At 62.2% G+C, this 17,574-nt stretch carries 18 protein-coding genes; 14 read left to right on the top strand and 4 right to left on the bottom strand.

Annotated features, from left to right (window positions below; all coding sequences use genetic code 11):
• Window positions 1–75 precede the first annotated feature (75 nt).
• From C2L64_RS43545 to C2L64_RS43525, 6 genes are all read left to right on the top strand, one after another.
• Window positions 76–513, top strand: coding sequence for a GNAT family N-acetyltransferase (locus tag C2L64_RS43545; RefSeq protein ID WP_007748519.1), 438 nt, complete (start codon window positions 76–78; stop codon window positions 511–513).
• Complete coding sequence (locus C2L64_RS43540) at window positions 510–1,169, top strand: FMN-dependent NADH-azoreductase (protein ID WP_009771514.1); 660 nt, start codon at window positions 510–512, stop codon at window positions 1,167–1,169. Before C2L64_RS43545 ends, C2L64_RS43540 begins: the two co-directional genes overlap by 4 nt.
• Window positions 1,170–1,191: 22 nt before the next feature.
• Window positions 1,192–1,650 carry a carboxymuconolactone decarboxylase family protein gene (locus C2L64_RS43535; RefSeq protein WP_009771515.1) on the top strand — a complete coding sequence of 153 codons (459 nt, stop codon included), beginning with the start codon at window positions 1,192–1,194 and terminating at the stop codon, window positions 1,648–1,650.
• Between the two features lie 389 nt (window positions 1,651–2,039).
• Entirely contained in the window at window positions 2,040–2,288 is a 249-nt protein-coding gene (locus tag C2L64_RS53675; RefSeq protein WP_007748536.1) for a hypothetical protein, read from the top strand.
• A gap of 60 nt (window positions 2,289–2,348) precedes the next feature.
• The gene (locus C2L64_RS43530) at window positions 2,349–3,104 is read left to right on the top strand and encodes an SDR family oxidoreductase (protein WP_007748538.1); all 756 of its coding nucleotides are present in this window, start codon (window positions 2,349–2,351) and stop codon (window positions 3,102–3,104) included.
• Between the two features lie 33 nt (window positions 3,105–3,137).
• Window positions 3,138–3,554 (top strand): cupin domain-containing protein, encoded by a 417-nt coding sequence (locus C2L64_RS43525; protein ID WP_007748540.1) that lies wholly within the window; start codon window positions 3,138–3,140, stop codon window positions 3,552–3,554.
• A 9-nt stretch (window positions 3,555–3,563) separates the two neighbouring features.
• Here the strand turns inward: C2L64_RS43525 and C2L64_RS43520 are convergent, their stop codons facing one another.
• Window positions 3,564–4,460: a LysR family transcriptional regulator gene (locus C2L64_RS43520; RefSeq protein ID WP_009771516.1), complete on the bottom strand. Its 897-nt coding sequence runs from the start codon at window positions 4,458–4,460 to the stop codon at window positions 3,564–3,566.
• 153 nt (window positions 4,461–4,613) lie between these two features.
• Between C2L64_RS43520 and C2L64_RS43515 the strand changes: the two genes are divergently transcribed.
• The gene (locus C2L64_RS43515; RefSeq protein ID WP_009771517.1) at window positions 4,614–5,453 is read left to right on the top strand and encodes an amidohydrolase family protein; all 840 of its coding nucleotides are present in this window, start codon (window positions 4,614–4,616) and stop codon (window positions 5,451–5,453) included.
• A gap of 29 nt (window positions 5,454–5,482) precedes the next feature.
• On the top strand, window positions 5,483–6,313 hold the full coding sequence (locus C2L64_RS43510) for an aldo/keto reductase (protein ID WP_009771518.1): 831 nt from the start codon (window positions 5,483–5,485) through the stop codon (window positions 6,311–6,313).
• Window positions 6,314–7,306: 993 nt separating this feature from the next.
• On the opposite strand, the gene C2L64_RS43505 is transcribed toward C2L64_RS43510, so the two are convergent.
• Window positions 7,307–8,089 carry an IclR family transcriptional regulator gene (locus tag C2L64_RS43505; protein WP_007578573.1) on the bottom strand — a complete coding sequence of 261 codons (783 nt, stop codon included), beginning with the start codon at window positions 8,087–8,089 and terminating at the stop codon, window positions 7,307–7,309.
• A gap of 219 nt (window positions 8,090–8,308) precedes the next feature.
• Here C2L64_RS43505 and C2L64_RS43500 point away from each other — a divergent pair, with 219 nt between their 5' ends.
• Both C2L64_RS43500 and C2L64_RS43495 read left to right on the top strand, forming a co-directional pair.
• Window positions 8,309–9,676 carry an MFS transporter gene (locus C2L64_RS43500; protein ID WP_039899986.1) on the top strand — a complete coding sequence of 456 codons (1,368 nt, stop codon included), beginning with the start codon at window positions 8,309–8,311 and terminating at the stop codon, window positions 9,674–9,676.
• Window positions 9,677–9,692: 16 nt separating this feature from the next.
• The gene (locus C2L64_RS43495) at window positions 9,693–10,151 is read left to right on the top strand and encodes a type II 3-dehydroquinate dehydratase (protein ID WP_007578571.1); all 459 of its coding nucleotides are present in this window, start codon (window positions 9,693–9,695) and stop codon (window positions 10,149–10,151) included.
• Window positions 10,152–10,161: 10 nt separating this feature from the next.
• Here C2L64_RS43495 and C2L64_RS43490 read toward each other — a convergent pair whose 3' ends face one another.
• A complete protein-coding gene (locus C2L64_RS43490; RefSeq protein ID WP_086909921.1) occupies window positions 10,162–11,214 on the bottom strand; it encodes a porin in 1,053 nt (350 codons plus the stop codon).
• A 92-nt stretch (window positions 11,215–11,306) separates the two neighbouring features.
• On the bottom strand, window positions 11,307–13,727 hold the full coding sequence (locus C2L64_RS43485) for a membrane-bound PQQ-dependent dehydrogenase, glucose/quinate/shikimate family (RefSeq protein WP_007578569.1): 2,421 nt from the start codon (window positions 13,725–13,727) through the stop codon (window positions 11,307–11,309).
• Window positions 13,728–14,625: 898 nt separating this feature from the next.
• On the opposite strand from C2L64_RS43485, the gene C2L64_RS43480 reads away from it, so the two are divergent.
• From C2L64_RS43480 to C2L64_RS43465, 4 genes are read left to right on the top strand one after another with little or no spacing between them, the layout of a single operon-like run.
• Window positions 14,626–15,867: a SpoIIE family protein phosphatase gene (locus C2L64_RS43480; protein ID WP_039899981.1), complete on the top strand. Its 1,242-nt coding sequence runs from the start codon at window positions 14,626–14,628 to the stop codon at window positions 15,865–15,867.
• Between the two features lie 2 nt (window positions 15,868–15,869).
• Window positions 15,870–16,433, top strand: coding sequence for a SiaB family protein kinase (locus tag C2L64_RS43475; RefSeq protein ID WP_007578567.1), 564 nt, complete (start codon window positions 15,870–15,872; stop codon window positions 16,431–16,433).
• 18 nt (window positions 16,434–16,451) lie between these two features.
• Window positions 16,452–16,847, top strand: coding sequence for a DUF1987 domain-containing protein (locus C2L64_RS43470; RefSeq protein ID WP_007578566.1), 396 nt, complete (start codon window positions 16,452–16,454; stop codon window positions 16,845–16,847).
• Window positions 16,848–16,866: 19 nt separating this feature from the next.
• Window positions 16,867–17,574, top strand: coding sequence for a GGDEF domain-containing protein (locus C2L64_RS43465; RefSeq protein WP_007578565.1), 708 nt, complete (start codon window positions 16,867–16,869; stop codon window positions 17,572–17,574).

Below are 17,574 nucleotides of genomic sequence, written 5' to 3'. Positions count from 1 at the left end.
AGGAAAAATGGCCCTGTTGGCTGGGTCATCGAACGACGACACTGAAGCCTACACCAACCCCTCTCGATCGGCATCATGACTGACACACTGACCCTCCGACATGCCGAAACAGATGCCGATGTGATGGCCTGTTTCGACGTCATGCACCAACTGCGTCCCCAATTGAATTCGCCCGAGGACTTCCTCGCTCGTGTCGCGCTGCAACGCGCCCAGGGTTATCGCCTGCTAGGCGTTTGGGAAAACGGCAAGGCCGTCGCGCTGGCCGGCTACCGCCGCATCGACAACCTGATTCACGGCCGCTTCATCTACGTCGACGATCTGATCACGGACGAGGCGGGACGCGGCCATGGTCATGGCGAACGCCTGCTCGCCGAACTGGGCACGCTGGGCCGCGCGGACGACTGCCAGCGTCTCGTGCTCGATACGGCGCTCGCCAACGCGCTCGCGCAACGCTTCTATTTCCGCTGCGGCCTGCTTGCCCGCGGCCTTCACTTCAGCATGGAGCTGGCATGAACAGCCTCAAGGTGTTGCTGCTCGATTGCAGCCCCCGGCGCGACAACTCAACGAGCCGGCACTTCACCCGTCATTTGCTGCCTGCCATGGCCGAGCGTCTGGGGCGGGACATTCAGATCACGCGGCGCGATCTTGGCACGCAACCGCTGCCGCCCATCACGGAATCGCACGCGGAATCGCTCGTGCTGCCCGGTGACGTTGCGAAAGAGCGGTTCGGCGAGGCGCTCGCTGTATCGGACGAACTGATTCGTGAACTGGATCAGGCGGACATGCTCTGGATCTCGACGCCCGTGCACAACTTCACGGTGCCTGCCGTGCTCAAGAACTGGATCGATCACGTGGTGCGTATCGACGTGACGTTTGCCGCGGGCCCGAACGGCAAGGTCGGCTTGTTGCGCGACCGTCCGACCTTCGTTGCCGTGACCGCCGGCGGCGCGATGTTCCGCGAGCCTGCCTATCAGCCGGACTTCTTTCGACCGTATCTGTCCGCCGTGCTGGGCGTGATCGGACTCAAGGATGTCACGTTCATGCATGCGGCTGGCCTCGTATCGACGGACGAGCCGCTTGCGCTCGTCGAGGCAAAGGCGGGGCAGTGGCTGCGCGACAACCCGCAGCGCCACGCGTCATCCGAATCCAACGCTTCTTCCATTGCTTAACCGTTACTTTCCGGAGCTCATCATGAATGCACCTCGTCTCGCGTGGACCACGCTCTCACCCGTCCAGTTCAAGTCGCTGTATGCCGTCAGCCAGTCGCTGGCCGAGTCGTCGCTTGGCAGCAAGCTGATCGAACTCGTGCAGACGCGCGTGTCGCAAATCAACGGCTGTGCCTACTGTCTCGACATGCATGCGCGCGAACTGCGCAAGGGCGGCGAATCGTGGCAGCGTCTGAACGTGCTGTCGGCGTGGCGCGAGACCCACTTCTTTACCGCCAAAGAGCAGTCCGCGCTGGCGTGGGCCGAATCCTTGACATGCCTTCCTGATGGCCATGCGGACCGTGAAGTCGAATATCAGGCATTGCGCGAGCACTTTAACGACGGGGAAATCGTCGAATTGACGTGGGCTGTGGCCGTCATCAACGCGTGGAATCGTATGGCTATTGGCATGCATCAGCCTGTCGATGCAAACCCCATCGACTGACAGCGTGAAAATCGAGGCATAGCGATGCGAAGCGGCGAGCGTGACATGCATTCAAACGCAGTACGCCGCCTTACAAATTGATTTTCTATTTTGCTGAAGAACGTCTATGTTTTTATGGTGCGTTTTCTTTACGCGCGCGGGGCTTACCGGCCCCCTGACGATTCTTCAGGTGCATCTGCCACCTCGAACGCCACCCGCGGTGTTTGCCGCGTCCCGTTTTCCATAAACCAGGCAGCAGGCCAGGCGCGCAGCCGTGCAACGGCTCGTTCCGGCCGCGAGGGGACTCGCGAGCAGTGCCTGTCGAGCACCGCTTGTCGCTGCGCCGGCTTTTGCGAAGCCAACGCAGCGGCAGGTTCCAAAACCTGCTGTCGTATTGAAGGAGTCAAATCATGAACACACGAATCATCCTTTCGGCAGCGTGCGCCGTTGCGCTCTCTCTGACGAGCGTGGCGCATGCTCAGGGCACGCCGGCTCAAAAAAATGCGCAACCGGCTGCAACCACGTCCACGTCCAGCACCACCGAGTACGGCGGCGTATCCGGAACCACCATGGCGATGGGCAATCCAGCTCACTCAGCATGGGCACCGCCCGCCAGCTGCGGCCATCTGGCCCGGTGCAACCCGAATTCGGGCCACTGAACCAGCGGCTGCGTTCGAACGGTTGAACGTTCTACAACGATCGACGATGGAGAGTGACTCATGAAGATCGTTATCATTGGCGGCACGGGCCTGATCGGCTCGAAGACGGCCGCTATCCTGCGTCAGGCTGATCACGATGTCGTCGCCGCTTCGCCCAGAAGCGGCGTCAACACCATCACGGGCGAAGGGCTCAAAGCGTGCCTGACGGGCGCGCAGGTGGTCATCGACCTGTCCAATTCGCCCTCGTTCGAAGACAAGGCGGTGCTGGAATTTTTCGAAACCTCCGCCCGCAACCTTCGCACGGCCGAGGCGGAGGCGGGCGTCCGGCACCATGTCGCGCTGTCCATCGTCGGAACCGATCGCACGCCCGAGAACGGCTACTTTCGCGCGAAGGTCGCGCAGGAGAAGCTGGTCGAGTCTTCCGGCGTTCCCTACACGATCGTCCGCTCGACCCAGTTCTTCGAATTCCTCGGCGGCATCGCCGATTCAGGCATGCAAGACAATGCGGTCCGGCTCTCACCTGGCATGTTCCAGCCCATCGCGGCCGATGACGTCGCCGCAATCGTCGCCGATGTTGCTCTTGCCGCGCCGCGCAACGGCATCATCGATATTGCCGGACCCGAACGCGCACCATTCGACGAAATCATCGCCCGCTATCTGAAAGCGGTCGGCGATCCGCGCGAAGTCGTGCGCGACCCGGAGGCCCGTTACTTCGGCGGCCTGGTCGGAGATCTTTCGCTCGTGCCGCTCGGCGAGGCGCGCCTTGGCAAGATCGGTTTCGACGAATGGTTTCGCCGCTCGCAGAGCAAAGCCTGATTGCACATCCTTCAAACTAACAACAGGTGTGACATGAAACGTATCCTCTGTTCGCTGCTCATCGCGAGCTTGCCATTCGGCAGCGTGCTTGCGCAGACGCCAAAAGAAAAGAGCGCCAAGGTGACGCTCGTCTATCAGCACGAACTGCCGAACGTTCCGGGCAAGAGCATCAAGGGCGTGCTGGTCGAGTATGGTCCGGGCGGCTATTCGGCCGGTCATACGCACGCGAAGTCCGCGTTCATCTATGCGACCGTGCTCGAGGGTGCGATCCGCAGTCAGGTCAATGACGGACCTGTGACGGTCTACAAGGCCGGGCAGAACTTTTCCGAACTGCCCGGCGACCGTCACGGCGTCAGTGCGAATGCGAGCAAGACGAAGCCGGCGAAGCTACTCGCCGTCTTCGTGGTGGATACGAACGAGACGGAACTGACGACGCCATTCGGGAATTGAGCTCAAGGCTCAACGGGTTAGTCTGCCGAGTTCGTCGGCGCGCCGGCAGACGGCCTGCATCAGCACGGTCGCGCTGCGCGACGGCGGGGAGAACTTCGAATAGACGAACGTCGATACCATCTCAAGATCCTCGACGAGCGGACGCACGATGCAGTCGACATCGCCCGCCGCGAACTCGTCGACGATCGCCAGTCCCAGTCCGCCGCGCACGAGTGCGAGCGCCTGATCGGCGCGCGTGACGTCGACCACGGATGTCAGTTCGACATTGGCCTGCTGGCATGCGCGCACGATGATCGTGCCGAACGGGATATCGCGCCGAAAAAGAATCATCGGCTCATGCTCCAGGTCCGCGAGCGCGATCCGTTCGCGGGCGGCGAGCGGGTGGCCCGGCGGCAACGCGCACACCATTCGACCGCGCATGAACGGCACGGCTTCCAGATGCTCATGCTCGATTGGCAGCGACGTGATTGCGACGTCGACGGTTTTACTCAGCACTTCGAGCGGCAAGTCGGCCATCAGCGTGGTATGCCAGTCGACACTGAGCCCCGGCAACTGCCGCTTCAGTTCGACGATGGCGGGCGCGACCACGCCGGGTGCAAGCGACGGACTGCACGCGACGCGCAGCAGGCTGGCCGGGCCAAGCGCGAGCGCCCGCGCGAATTCGTCGACGCGCAGCGCCGATTGATAGACCTGCTCGACCTCGCGATACAGCGCCTGCGCTTCGGCCGTCGGAATGAGCCGGCCCTTTGCGCGCTCGAAGAGCCGAAGTCCTAGCGTCGTCTCGGTGTGCGCGACCAGTTTGCTGACGGCGGGCTGCGAGACATACAGCATCTTCGCGGCCGCGTTGATCGAACCCGTCAGCATCACCGCGCGGAACACTTCCATCTGTCGCAGCTTGAAACGCATCGTTCTTCCATGTCCCGTGCAGGGATTAACCAAAGGTTATAGGGTAGCCTAAACACGGCATACGACAGCGGCACGGCAACCCACTAGTATTGCCGTGCCGCGTTTTGCGCTGCTGCGCGCAGCAAACATGACGGCCTGCATGGGGAACCTGAGATGAGCGTATTCGACGAAGACAAGATCGACTGCCACTGCCATATCTTCGATCCCGTTCGTTTTCCGTACCGGGACGACACCGCGTATCGGCCTGCACAGCAGGAGATCGGCACGGCCGCGCAATTCGTTCACGTGATGGACGCATACGGCGTGCGGCATGCGCTGCTGGTCGGCCCGACGAGCGGCTACCGGACCGATAACCGTTGCCTGCTCGACGCATTGGAGACTTACGAAGAACGCTTCCGCGGTATCGCAGTGGTCGATAACGATATCGGCCGAGGCGAGCTTGTCGCGCTGCGTCGCGCGGGCGTGGTTGGCGTCGCATTCAATCCGGCGATGGAAGGCGTCGAACTCGTACGCGATGCAGGTGCGCTGTTTGCACTGCTGGCCGATCTCGGGATGTTTGCGCAGATTCAGGTGTGCGGCGATCAACTGGTCGCGCTCGCGCCGTGGCTCGCGCAGCAGGAAGCGCAACTCCTGATTGACCACGGTGGTCGGCCCGACATCGAAGCGGGCGTCGCTCAACCAGGCTTTCAGGCGCTGCTGCGGCTCGCGGATTCCGCGCGCGCGAGCGTCAAGCTGTCCGGCTGGCAAAAGTACTCGCGCGACGCGTATCCGTATGAGGACGCATGGCCCTACGCGCACGCGCTGCTTGGCGCCTTTGGCCCGCAACGCTGCGTGTGGGGTTCCGACTGGCCGTTCCTGCGCGCGCCGGAGCGGCTCGACTATGGGCCGCTGCTGACACTGTTCGAGCAGATCGTTCCCGACGCGGAAACCCGGCATCAGATTCAGTGGGAAACGCCGCGACGCCTGTTCGGTTTCGACGCTCAACGATCTTGACACCCATATCAATGATGGAGAAACAACGCTTGGAACACATCGTCAACCGACACGGCCTCGACATGCCGAAGCTCGGCCTCGGCACCTGGCCGATGGTCGGCGAAGACTGCACGCGCGCCGTCGTTCAGGCTCTCGAACTCGGTTATCGGCATATCGACACGGCAGCGGGCTATCAGAACGAGGATGCCGTCGGCGCCGCGCTCGCTGCGTCGCCGGTGCCGCGCGAGCAGATCCACGTGACCAGCAAGGTCTGGTGGGATCAGCTCGAACCGCAGGCGCTGCGCGTGTCATGCGAGCGTTCGTTGCGTGATCTGCGCAGCGAGTACGTGGATCTGTTTCTGATTCACTGGCCCACGGGGGATATGGATCTGCGCCGTTCGATCGATGCCCTCGTCGCGCTGAAGGAGCGCGGGCTTGCGCGGGCGATCGGTGTCGCTAACTTCCCGTTGCCGCTGTTGCGTGAGGCGGTCGAGACGATCGGTGCGCCGCTCGCGGCGATCCAGGTCGAGTATCACGTGACGCTCGGGCAGTCGAAGCTGCTGGATTTCGCGCGGCAGCATGAGATGGCGCTGACGGCGTATAGTCCGCTTGCGCGCAATCGTGTGTCGGAGATTCCTGCAATCGTTGATATTGCGCGCAAGCATGGCGTGCTGCCGACGCAGATCGCGTTGGGGTGGCTGCTCGAGCAGGCGAATGTTGCTGCTGTGCCGAAGGCGGGCGGGGCGGTGAATCAGGCGTCGAACTTGGCGTCGCTTGATGTGCGACTTGACGATGAAGACCGCGCGGTCATTGCTGCGTTGCCGAAGGGTGAGCGACTCGTGAGTCCTGCGTTTGCGCCGCAGTGGGATGAGGTGGTGTGATTTTTTGCTGCGCAAGCGGTTTGGTTTTGGTTTGCCTTTGCGCTGGCATCCGCGTATTGCCTTCGTGGCGCGGACGGTTTGGTTTGCTTGTGTTTTTGCTGGCATCCGCGTGTTGCCTTCGTGCTTCAAGCGTCGCCCCTGTGCGGGGCGGCACCTACTTTTCTTTGCCGCCGCAAAGAAAAGTAGGCAAAAGAAAGCGGCTCACACCGCCAGTTCTTGTATTTGCCTGAGGGCCCCCAAAGGGTCTTACGCGTCACACGGCAATCACGTGACCCATGTTCGTTGCCAACGCTCTGAATTGACGCCTCACCCGCTTCACGCGTCCGCGTCGCAACACGCCGTGCCAGATATTCCACGGCCGCCCAGGTGGCAAACTGTGTGTAGGCCGTAGCGCCACACACGCCTCACTCCGAACCGATAGCGCACGCGTTCCACCATGTAAGAGCGCCAAGCTATACGACGCGACAATCTACACACAGTTTGCCACCTGGGCGGCGCAAACCATTCGCTGCCGCTAGCCCGTGCACGGGTATTTGAAGCGGGTGAGGCGCTCATTTATAGCGTTGGCAACACACGCAAACAAGGATGTTGCCGTGTGAAGCGTAAGACCCTTTGGGGGCCCTCAGGCAAGAAGAAATGTTGGCGGTGTTAGCCGCTTTCTTTTGCCTACTTTTCTTTGCGGCGGCAAAGAAAAGTAGGTGCCGCCCCGCACAGGGGCGACGCTTGAAGCACGAAGGCAAATCGCGGATGCCGGCGCAAAGGCAAACGCACAACACAAAGGCCTGCGCAGCAAACACCGTATCGCGGATGCCAGCGCAAAGGCAAACGCACAACACAAAGGCCCGCGCAGCAAACATCGCATCGCGGATGCCAGCGCAAAGCACCAGCAAACCAAAACCGAACCCAAACCGCTTGCGCAGCAAAAACCACCACCTCGCAGCCGCGAGCACAAAGGCAAAACCCCAAACCGCCCGCGCCGCGCAGGCCGCCTTGCTATCGCACGCGTGCAAATAGCGGCGACGCGAGGCTCGCCGCGGCCAATTCGCTGGCAGCAGCAACCAGCGTCGGCCCGAGCGTCTCCATGCGCTTTTCCGTGAGCCGCACGAGCGGCCCGGCAATGCTGATCACGCCGATAGCCGGATAGCCACGCCGCTGCACGGGCGCCGCCATCGCCGTCATGCCCGGCGCGAAGACTTCGTTGATCGTCGCATAGCCGCGGTCGCGTGCGGCATGCACGAATTTCAGCAATGCGCCGATCGTAGTGGGCGCCTTCGGCCCATATTGCTTCGGCGAGCCGAACCCCTGCCGCGTGACGAGTTCGAGCGCGCGCTCGTCGGTCATCGTCATCATCCACGCGTGACCTGTCGCGCTGCACGACAGGATCGTATCCATGCCCATATCCGGGTCGTAGCGCAGACCCTTCAGCGCGCCTTGCGATTTCGCCACCCACGTCAGCCGGTCGCCGTCGACAATGGCGAGCCGCACCAGTTCGCCCGATCCCTCCGCCAGCCGGTCCAGCATGGTCTGCGCAATGTCGACGATGCCCGAAGTCGCCAGGTAGCTGAGTCCCAGGCCGACCATCTTCGTCGTCAGCACGTAGTCGCCGTGCTCGCGAAGCTGCCGCACATAGCCGCATTGCTTAAGATCGACCAGCAGCCGGTGACAGGCGCTGCGTGGAATCTCCAACTGGTCCGAGATCAGCGCGAGCGGCGTTCCCTCCATTTGCGTAGCCAGAAATTCAAGGACGGCCATGGTCCGTTCGGTCACGCCGGGCATCGTACGTGTCTCCTGTTTGCATGAATTTCTCGCGATGATTGCACGATGCGGGATGAAATTCCACCCTGGAATGGCGTCCCAGCCGCGCTGTTAATCTGTGCAACAACTCGCGACGCCATGCGCAGTTGCAACGGTGGCAACGGCGCCAACGGCGCGAGCGAAGAAAAGAGCAACGCGGCATATGCCGCCGAAACGACAAAGGTTTGGAGAGGAGACACCATGAACAACCCATCGCATCTACCCGCGCAACAGGCGATGCGCACCCGTGCCGTCACGGCGGCCGCCGTCGGCACCGCGCTCGAATGGTTCGACTTCACGCTATACGGCGCACTGGCCGCGACCGTGCTGCCCAAGCTGTTCTTTCCCGCGATGGATTCGACCTCTGCGTTGCTGGCGTCGCTGGCAACGTTCGGCGTCGGCCTCGCGGCGCGGCCGCTGGGCGCCATCATCTGCGGGCATCTGGGCGACAAGCTCGGCCGCCGCAATCTGATGCTCGCGACGGTGTCCGTGATGGGCATGTCGTCGATGCTGATGGGCCTGCTGCCGACTTACGCGAGCATCGGCGTGTGGGCGCCGTTGCTGCTCGTGTTGCTGCGCATCTTGCAGGGCTTTGCGCTGGGCGGCGAATCGACGGGCGCGCAACTGATGGCGATCGAGCATGCGAGCTCCGACCGGCGCGGCAAATACTCGGGCCTGCTCGGGCTATGTTCTCCGCTCAGTCAGATCATGGCGAATGGCGTATTGCTCGGGCTGTCGACGGCGATGTCCACCGATGCGTTCGACAGCTACGGCTGGCGCATTCCGTTCGTGATGAGCTTCATTCTCGTGATCGTCGGCGTGTATATCCGTCTGCGGGTCAGCGAGACGCCCGCGTTCGAAGCGCTGCGCAAGACGGAAGTCGTGGAAGTGGGCAGTCCGTTGCGCGATGCGCTGCGTCTGCACTGGCGCACGGTGTTGCGCTGGATGCTGTTCTTCTGCGGCCCGGCAGCGATCTTCTATCTGATCGTGGTGTTCTCGCTGAGCTATGTGACGAAGACACTCGGCGTGCCGAAGCAAACCGGCTTTCTGCTGCTGATGGGCGCGAATGTCTGCGCGATCGCCGGCGCGCTTGCGGGCGGCATGCTGAGCGATCGCATCGGACGACGCAAGGCGCTCGCGCTCGGATCGTGCATGACGCTGGCAATGCTCTTCTTCTATTTCCAGATTCTCGACACGAAGAGCTTCCTGCCGATGCTGCTTGCGATGGGCTTCTTTCTCGGCTTCACGCAATTCCAAAGCGGCATTCAACCGGTCGCCTTCGCAGAAGCCTTTCCGACCAACGTGCGCTATTCGGGCTCAGCGCTCGCGTACACGGGCGCCAATCTCGTCGCCGGCGGCCCGATGCCCGTGCTCGCCGTGTGGCTGTTCGCGGTGTGCAACGGCTCGCCGTGGGGCGTGGTTGCCGTATGCGTGGCGTTCAACGTGATCTCGCTCATCGCAATTCTGACTGCACCGGAAACGCTCGGCATCGATATGAACCGGGCCGATTCCAAAGCGGAAGTGCTGGGCGCTTCCACGCACGGCTCGATGCAATCCCATTCCCATTGAAACGCAGGCAAGCAAGATGAAACCAACGGTTTATGTGTTGAACGGTTCGAACCTCAACATGCTCGGCAAACGCGAGCCGCATCTGTACGGCACGACGACGCTCGCTCAGATCAAGGAAAGAACGGAAGCGCTCGCGGAGGAGCTCGGCGTGCGCTGCGAGTTTCGCCAGACCAATCACGAAGGCGTGATGGTCGACTGGCTGCAGGAAGCGTTCGAAGCGGACGCGGCCGTCGTCATCAATCCCGCCGGTTTTTCGTTCGCGTCGATTCCCGTGCTGGATGCCGTCAAGCTGATCCGTCAGCCGGTGATCGAAGTGCACATCACGAATATTCATCAGCGTGACGAGCAATACCGGCATTCGTTGATTTCGCTGGCGGCGCGCGGCGTGATCTGCGGTCTGGGCCCGGAGGGCTATCTGCTCGCGATGCGTGCTGTCGCGAGTGGCCTTTCTCAGCAGGCAGCTACAGCGCGATGAAACAGACAGCCTAGAAGCGGTCGATCATCCCCAACTGCACGCCTCGCACCGTCGCGCCGGGCCATGACGGTGCGAGGCCTGTGACGTTCACGCCTTTGAGCGTGAATTCGCCCTGTCCGCGATTTCTCAACCAGCCCGCGCTCGCATAGAGCAACACGCGTTTCGACAGGTCGTATTCGCAGGCGGCGCTGAACTGGTCGGCGTTATTGTCGCCGCCCGAGCGGTCGCGCAGATACGCGTAGCCGAGTGACGCACGAAAGCGTGCATTGACCGCGTAGCGTGCCGACACCGATACGCCGTCGTTGTGATAACGCGGCGTGCCGCCATCGCCGTTGAAGAACGAGACGAAACCCGTCAGCGCCCCATACGCGTACGACATGCCGCCAAGGTTTGCCCGCAGCGCGCCGTCGCCATGCGTCTGTTGGTGCGCATAGGAAACCCGTAACGGGCCGTTGCGCCACGCGAAGGTTTCGATATGCCCGGCGAGACCGTTGCCGTCGCCGTCGGCGGGGTCACGCACCATCGCCATGAATGTCGTCGAGAAGCCGTGGAATTCGGGTGACAGATACGTGATCGCGTTGCTCGCGTACGGCGTGATTTTCGACAGATTGTTCAGGCCCGAGGCGATCGTGCCTGCGCCGAACGCGTCGAGTTGTCCCTTGAACGGGATGTAGATCGGCGAATACTGGCGGCCGATGCGCACGGTGCCATACGGCGTCGCCGCGCCGATCCACGCCTGGCGATTGAAGATCGTATTCGCGACGGCGAGCGAGCCGTTACCTGAGCTAAATCCATTCTCCAGGTCGAACAAAATCTGGACGCCGTTGCCGATATCTTCCGCCCCGCGCAGCCCCACGCGCGAGCCGCGATATGCGCCGGAATCCATGCGCGCGACGTAGCCCGCGCCCGGGTTGGTGATTTCGATGCTGGTATCGAGCGCGCCGTAGAGCGTGACGGACGCCTGCGCGTGAGCGCTTGCGACGTGCGCGGCGAACACGGCGAACACGGCGAATGCAATGGACGTGCGTCGCACAGCAGGCGACGCAAGTAATGAACGTTTCATGAGGGAAGAGGTGAGTCTGTGCGCAACTGGCACGATGACGACCGCCCGATGCGCACAGCGAATGCGCGCGCATCAGGCTCGCTCCGCACGCCTTATTGCGGCAGCGCGTAGGCGATCACGTAGTCGCCGCGATCCGGCGACTGGCGCGCGCCGCCCGCCGAGATCACGATGTACTGCTTGCCGTTGAGCACGTAGCTCATCGGCGTGCCCTGGCTGCCCACGGGGAGCCGCGCCTTCCAGACTTCCTTGCCCGTCGAGCTATCGAACGCGCGCAGGTAGTAGTCTTGCGTCGCCGCGAAGAACACGAGGCCACCGCCCGTGCTGAGCGAACCGCCGATCGTCGGCATGCCAATCGGAGTGGGCATATGCATTTGCACGCCCCACAGGCGCGTGTCGCGCACGGTGCCGAGCGGCACTTGCCACGCGATGCTGCGCGTTTTCAGATCGATCGCTGTCAGGCTGCCGAACGGCGGTTTCTGGCACGGAATGCCGAGCGGCGAGAAGAAGCGGTCTTTCGTCACTGAGTACGGCGTGCCGCCGAGCGGCACCGCGCCCATGCCCGCGTTCACCGCTTCGTTGCCGTTCGACGTGCCGCCCTTGCGCTCTTGCTTGACGAGATGAACCCACAGCCCGAGGCGCATGTCGTTCACGTAGATCATGCCCGCGTTCGGGTCGTACGACAGCCCGCCCCAGTTCATCCCGCCGAGCGAGCCGGGGAAGCTCAGCGACGTGTCCGTGTCCGGCGCGGTGAACAGGCCGTCGTAGCGCATGCCGTGGAAGATGATGCGGCACATCATCTGGTCGACGGGCGTCATGCCCCACATGTCGGCGCCCTTCAGTACATCGGCGCCGATCTGCGGCATGCCGACCGACAACGGCTGGGTCTTCGCATACGGCTCGCCCGGAATCGTCGCGGACTTGACCGGCTGTTCGATCACCTTCGTCAGCGGCTTGCCCGTCAGACGATCGAGCACGAACAACTGGCCCATCTTCGTGCCGACGATAAGCGCCGGCACCGTCTTGCCGTCGACGGGGAAATCGACGAGGGTCGGCTGCATGGGGACGTCGTAGTCCCACAGATCGTGATGAACGGTCTGGAAGTGCCACTTCTCGGCACCCGTCGTCGCGTCGAGTGCGAGGATCGAGGCACCGTAGGATTCGTCGAGCTTGGTGCGCTTCACGCCCCACAGGTCGATCGCGGCGCTGCCGACAGGCATGTACACGGTGTTCGATGTGGCGTCGTACGACATCGGCGCCCACACGTTCGGCGTCGAACGCACGAAGGTCTTGCCGGGCGCGGGCGCCTGTTTGTCCTGTGGATTGCCCGGATCGAACGCCCACTTCATCGTGCCCGTGATCACGTCGAAGCCGCGCACTACGCCGCCGGGCATGTCGAGCGACACGTTATCCGCGACACGTCCGCCGACCACGATGGTCGTGCCTGCAACGGTCGGCGGCGACGTCAGTTCGTACAGCGGGCTCGCCGCGTGGCCGAGGCCGGCCTTGAGATCAATCACCCCGTGATTGCCGAAGTCCTCGCACAGCTTGCCCGTGTCGGAATCGAGCGCGACGAGCTGCGCGTCGATCGTGTTCATGTAGATGCGGCGACGGCAGGCGGCGTGATCGTCCGGCATCGCAACAGGCGTGACGGGCGTCGAACCGGCGACGCTCGGCTGCTGCACGGGTTTCGTCGCGTCGAAATATGCGAGGCCGCGGCAGCGCACCCAGACAGTCGTCTTGGTCGGGAATTCATGGCGCCATTTCTCGCGGCCGTTCGCAGCGTCGAGCGCGATCACCGTGTTGTGCGGCGAGCACAGGAACAGCGTGTCGCCGATCTGCAGCGGCGTTTCCTGATCTTCCGCGCCGCCGCCACCGGGGCTGACGGGCACGTCGCCCGTGTGATAGGTCCACGCGACCTGCAGGTTCTTCACGTTGTTGCGATCGATCTGTGTGGAGCCCGCGAAGCGGTCGCCGCCCGCTGAGTGGCCGTATGCGGACCAGTCGGCGGTGCCGGCATCGCCCTTGGCGTTGATCGAGTTGGCCTCGGTGCCGAACGTGCCGTGCGGCACGAACATGCCGTACACGAACAGCGCGTTGCACGCTAGCAGCGCGAGGCCCGCCGTCCACGCGGCGCCCTTTGCGGGCTGTTTGCCCTGGAAGCGGCGCAGCGCGGGATACACGGGCGCGAGCAGCATGCCGATCATCGTGAACATGAAGATGCGGGCCTGCAGCGGCCAGAAGTCGAATCCGCTTTCCCAGATCGCCCACAGCACGGTCGCAACGATCACGAGCGCGAAGATCACACACGCGCTCGATTTGCGTCGTGCAAGCTGGATGCCCGTCGCGCAGACGGCGAGGCCCATCAGCAGGTAATACCAGGTGCCACCGCGCGCGACGAGCAGCGCGCCGCCGATCGCGAAGTACAGGCCGAGCAGCAGGCCGAGCGCGCCGGCGAGCGTCAGGCCGACGCGGGCCGTCGTCGATAGTGGCTTAGTTTGAGGTTGCTTGGACATTGCTTGTCTTCATGGGTACGCAAAAATTGGGGCATGCGAAGCGCCACGGGGCCAGGCGTTCGCGTGCAGTGACCGTGAGGTCGACGCGCGATCGCTTCCATCGTGATGGGTTGACTCGGGCAGCTGTTCGGTCGGGGTTTGCGCCGTGACGAACCGGCGAGTTCAGCGCGCTTCGGCATGCGCTTCGAACAGCGCGAAGCCCTGTCTGCACTAAGCCGTGGGCGTCGCCGCATCGCGCGCCGGGCGATGGCTGGGCGCGACGGATGCAACGTGGGCAAACGCGCTTGAAAAGTACGACGCGGATTTGCTTAGAACTAACTAGTTCGTACATTTTAACTCAAAACGCACGGACACCCAAACCACGGCTGCATCACCCGCCGAACTGCCCGCCCTTCGATTTCCGGCGCGGCGGGGGAAGCGGGTTGTGACGATCGCCCGGTTGATGCTTCGTTGATGAGCGGCGCTTGCTGAAACTGACCGCTTCTGACTTGCGCTACGTCAGGACCCTATTCTTTCGCCTTCAATAAACTGATTTACGTAGACTTAACGTCAGGCAATCGTTTGCGGTCGATTAAAAGCGGTGAATAGGTGATGTGATATTCCCAGGTCAGTTATTTTCTGGTGAACGTAGCGGGAGCTATGGCAACTCCGAAAATTCCGCGTAAAGGTGCGTCAAATCAAGTGGTTTTGCACTACTCCAGATGGCAAACGTTTGCACGGGCACGTATTGCAGTGAATGTCGCTGAAGAATAGATCTTTTCCAATTTCAATCGGGAAATTGAATAGAGAAGGCGAGCAAGTTTTTTATTAATTGTCTAAAGAAACGACTCACTGTCACGCAAAGTACACAGAGAAATATTAGCGTGCAGGGTTCCTTCATCGACTGGCTCGCCTCGCCATGCATCCCGCGTTTTCACGGTTCCGCCGTCCGTCCGCACAGGGAGAACCTCACTCTGCTGGCGACCTGTGCCAGCAGGTTCCATCCGTCGACGCAGAAGATCCGAACTCGGTGGTAATGGAGATCTTCTCTTCGCGTCACGACATGAAGAGTCTCGCCGTGATCGAAGGCAATCGGCCCATCGGGCTGATCAATCGCGATATCTTCCTGTCGCAAATGAGCAAGCCTTTTCACCGCGAGCTTTACGACAAGAAGAGTTGCATCGCGTTCATGGACAAGGAGCCGCTCGTCGTCGACGCCGACATGAGCATCGAAGCGCTCACGTTCAAGACCGTCGAAGTCGGTGAAAAAGCGCTGGTAGACGGTTTCATCGTGACGCGCGACGGCTACTTTGCAGGGCTTGGAAGCGGCCTCCAGCTTCTTGGCGCAGTGGCCGAAATGCAGGCGGAAAGGAATCGCCAGATCATGCAGAGCATCGAATACGCGAGCGTGATCCAGCGCGCGATGCTACGCGCGTCGAGAGACACGCTCGCCGCAAGGCTCCCCGATGCCGCGCTCGTATGGGAACCGCGCGATGTCGTTGGCGGCGACTTCTATCATTTCGCCGCGTTCCCGCACGGCTGGTTCGGTGCCACCGCCGACTGCACCGGGCACGGCGTGCCGGGCGCATTCATGACGCTGCTCGCATCGGCCTCGCTGTCGCAGGCGCTCGAACAGATCGGACCGCGCGACCCTGCTGCCTTGCTCGCGGCAGTCAACCGCAACGTGAAGAGCTTGCTGGGCCAGGTGCACAGCGCGGCCGAAGTGTCGCAATCGGATGACGGCCTCGACGCCGCGTTTTTCTGGTTCGATGCACGGGAAAGCGAACTGCATTTCGCCGGCGCGAGGATCGCTTTGCATATTCTCACGCCGGAAGCGGACCAGTTCGAAACGATCGCGGGCGACCGGATGGGTGTCGGCTATGTCGACAGTCTCGCCGACTATGAATGGAAGTTGCGCAAGATCTCCGTGCCGTCGGGCAGTCTGCTGTTCATTTGCACCGACGGCCTCATCGACCAGATTGGCGGCCCGAAAAACATTGCCTTCGGACGCCGCCGTGCGTTGGACCTGATTCTCTCGAACCGTACCGAAGCACCGTCGGCAATCTGCGAAAAACTGCGGCAGGCGCTCGCCGATTGGCAAGGCGCGCAACCACGCCGCGATGACCTCACCCTGTTTTGTGCCCGCATTACCGACCAATAAGCATGTCTCAACTACTCGATCAAGACAGCGCCTTTTTCGATCTGGCGCAGCGGCGAAACGTCCTCTTCTATCACAAGGGCTATTTCTCTCATAACATCGTGGCCGCCATGGGCGAGGTCGTGAAGCTGCAACTGGAAATCGCGGGCGTGAGCGGGCCAACGCGCCGCAAGCTATTCTCATCGTTCGTCGAACTGTCGCAGAACATCGTCCACTATTCGTCCGATTCCCTGCAGCCCGGCAATGAAAGCGGCGGCTCCATTCGCGAAGGCGCGGTGTGCATCACCACCGACGGCGAAAGCCATCTGATGATGTGTGTCAATCCCATTGCAGCGGAAGATGTCGAGGGTTTGCGCAACAAGCTGGAACCGTTGCGCAGCATGTCGGTTGAAGAAATCAAGCAGGCCTACAAGGTCACGTTGAGAGCCGACACACCCGAGGAAAGCAAGGGCGCGGGTCTGGGTTTCCTGACGATGGCGCGCGACGCAAGCGCGCCCCTTGAATTCGCTTTTCATCCGCGTGCCGACGAACCCGGAACCACGCTGTTTTGCCTCAAAGCCATCATCTGAGTAAAAGGCGCACGAGCTATGGACAATCTCTACATTGCCGCAACGGCGACCTCTCCGGAAGTCGACTTTCGATTCGACCAGCATTCGCTGCTGCTCAGGGGCGAGTCGTACCCCGAGAATGCAGCGGCGTTCTACGCGCCGATCATCGAACAATTGCGCCAGTACCTCGCGGAATCGGTGGGCGCGGTGATTACCGTCGACGTCGTTCTGACCTACTTCAATAGCTCCAGCACGAAGATGCTGTTCAGCGTGTTCGACGCACTGGACGAAGCCGCGCAGTCCGGCAGTCGCGTGCTGATGAACTGGTATCGCGACGAAGAGGACGAAACGATTGCCGAATTCGGCGAAGAACTGAAGGCCGATTTTCACGCGATCGAGTTCACCGATCGCCCCGTCGCTCACCAGGGACAATAAGGTGCCGCGGATTTCTTCGTTGGATACGCTCGCGAGCGATGCGCCGGATCTGTTCCAGAATGAGAACGAGGCGCTCGAGAAGGCGCGCGGGATCCATGCGACGGCTGCTGCGGATGCGGGCGATTATCGCCAGTCGCTCGGCGAACTCATCGGGCATTTCGAGCGCCTGATGCGCGAGACGCGGCGCCTGATCGGCCGCAGCGATCGCGCCGAACGCGAGATGCAGGCGCTTGCGCAGCAATTGGCGCATCGCGCGACTCACGACGCGCTGACGGGCGTATTCAACCGCAGCGCGGTGATCGAGCGGGCGTCGAAGGCTTTGCGTCATGGCAGCGCGGTCATGATCATTCTCGACATCGACGAGTTCAAGCAGGTCAACGACGATTTCGGCCATCCGGCAGGCGATGCCGTCATCATGGGTATCGTCGCGTGCCTGCGGCGAATTGTGGGCGAGCGGGGCTTTATCGGACGGGTGGGCGGCGAAGAATTCACCGTGCTGCTTCCGGGGTATGAAGTGGACGATGCATTGCGGCAAGCCGAGAACATGCGCGAGGCGATCGGCAAGCACGTTTTTGCGTCGCCTGTGGACCGTCATATCACGGCGAGCTTTGGCGTCAGTGCGAACCCTGCGGGCACCAGTTTCGACACCGCGTATGGCCTCGCGGACGCGGCGCTCTATCGCGCCAAGCGCGGCGGGCGGAATCGGGTGGAATTCGCGAACCCGTAA

Origin of the sequence: Paraburkholderia hospita (assembly GCF_002902965.1) — a bacterium.
Taxonomy (GTDB): domain Bacteria; phylum Pseudomonadota; class Gammaproteobacteria; order Burkholderiales; family Burkholderiaceae; genus Paraburkholderia; species Paraburkholderia hospita.
This window is presented reverse-complemented; position numbering and strand designations above follow the sequence as displayed.

Coding starts and splice junctions, on each gene's coding strand:
- C2L64_RS43545 (WP_007748519.1), top strand. CDS start 76: ATGACTGACACACTGACCCTCCGACATGCCGAAACAGATGCCGATGTG.
- C2L64_RS43540 (WP_009771514.1), top strand. CDS start 510: ATGAACAGCCTCAAGGTGTTGCTGCTCGATTGCAGCCCCCGGCGCGAC.
- C2L64_RS43535 (WP_009771515.1), top strand. CDS start 1,192: ATGAATGCACCTCGTCTCGCGTGGACCACGCTCTCACCCGTCCAGTTC.
- C2L64_RS53675 (WP_007748536.1), top strand. CDS start 2,040: ATGAACACACGAATCATCCTTTCGGCAGCGTGCGCCGTTGCGCTCTCT.
- C2L64_RS43530 (WP_007748538.1), top strand. CDS start 2,349: ATGAAGATCGTTATCATTGGCGGCACGGGCCTGATCGGCTCGAAGACG.
- C2L64_RS43525 (WP_007748540.1), top strand. CDS start 3,138: ATGAAACGTATCCTCTGTTCGCTGCTCATCGCGAGCTTGCCATTCGGC.
- C2L64_RS43520 (WP_009771516.1), bottom strand. CDS start 4,460: ATGCGTTTCAAGCTGCGACAGATGGAAGTGTTCCGCGCGGTGATGCTG.
- C2L64_RS43515 (WP_009771517.1), top strand. CDS start 4,614: ATGAGCGTATTCGACGAAGACAAGATCGACTGCCACTGCCATATCTTC.
- C2L64_RS43505 (WP_007578573.1), bottom strand. CDS start 8,089: ATGCCCGGCGTGACCGAACGGACCATGGCCGTCCTTGAATTTCTGGCT.
- C2L64_RS43500 (WP_039899986.1), top strand. CDS start 8,309: ATGAACAACCCATCGCATCTACCCGCGCAACAGGCGATGCGCACCCGT.
- C2L64_RS43495 (WP_007578571.1), top strand. CDS start 9,693: ATGAAACCAACGGTTTATGTGTTGAACGGTTCGAACCTCAACATGCTC.
- C2L64_RS43490 (WP_086909921.1), bottom strand. CDS start 11,214: ATGAAACGTTCATTACTTGCGTCGCCTGCTGTGCGACGCACGTCCATT.
- C2L64_RS43485 (WP_007578569.1), bottom strand. CDS start 13,727: ATGTCCAAGCAACCTCAAACTAAGCCACTATCGACGACGGCCCGCGTC.
- C2L64_RS43480 (WP_039899981.1), top strand. CDS start 14,626: ATGCATCCCGCGTTTTCACGGTTCCGCCGTCCGTCCGCACAGGGAGAA.
- C2L64_RS43475 (WP_007578567.1), top strand. CDS start 15,870: ATGTCTCAACTACTCGATCAAGACAGCGCCTTTTTCGATCTGGCGCAG.
- C2L64_RS43470 (WP_007578566.1), top strand. CDS start 16,452: ATGGACAATCTCTACATTGCCGCAACGGCGACCTCTCCGGAAGTCGAC.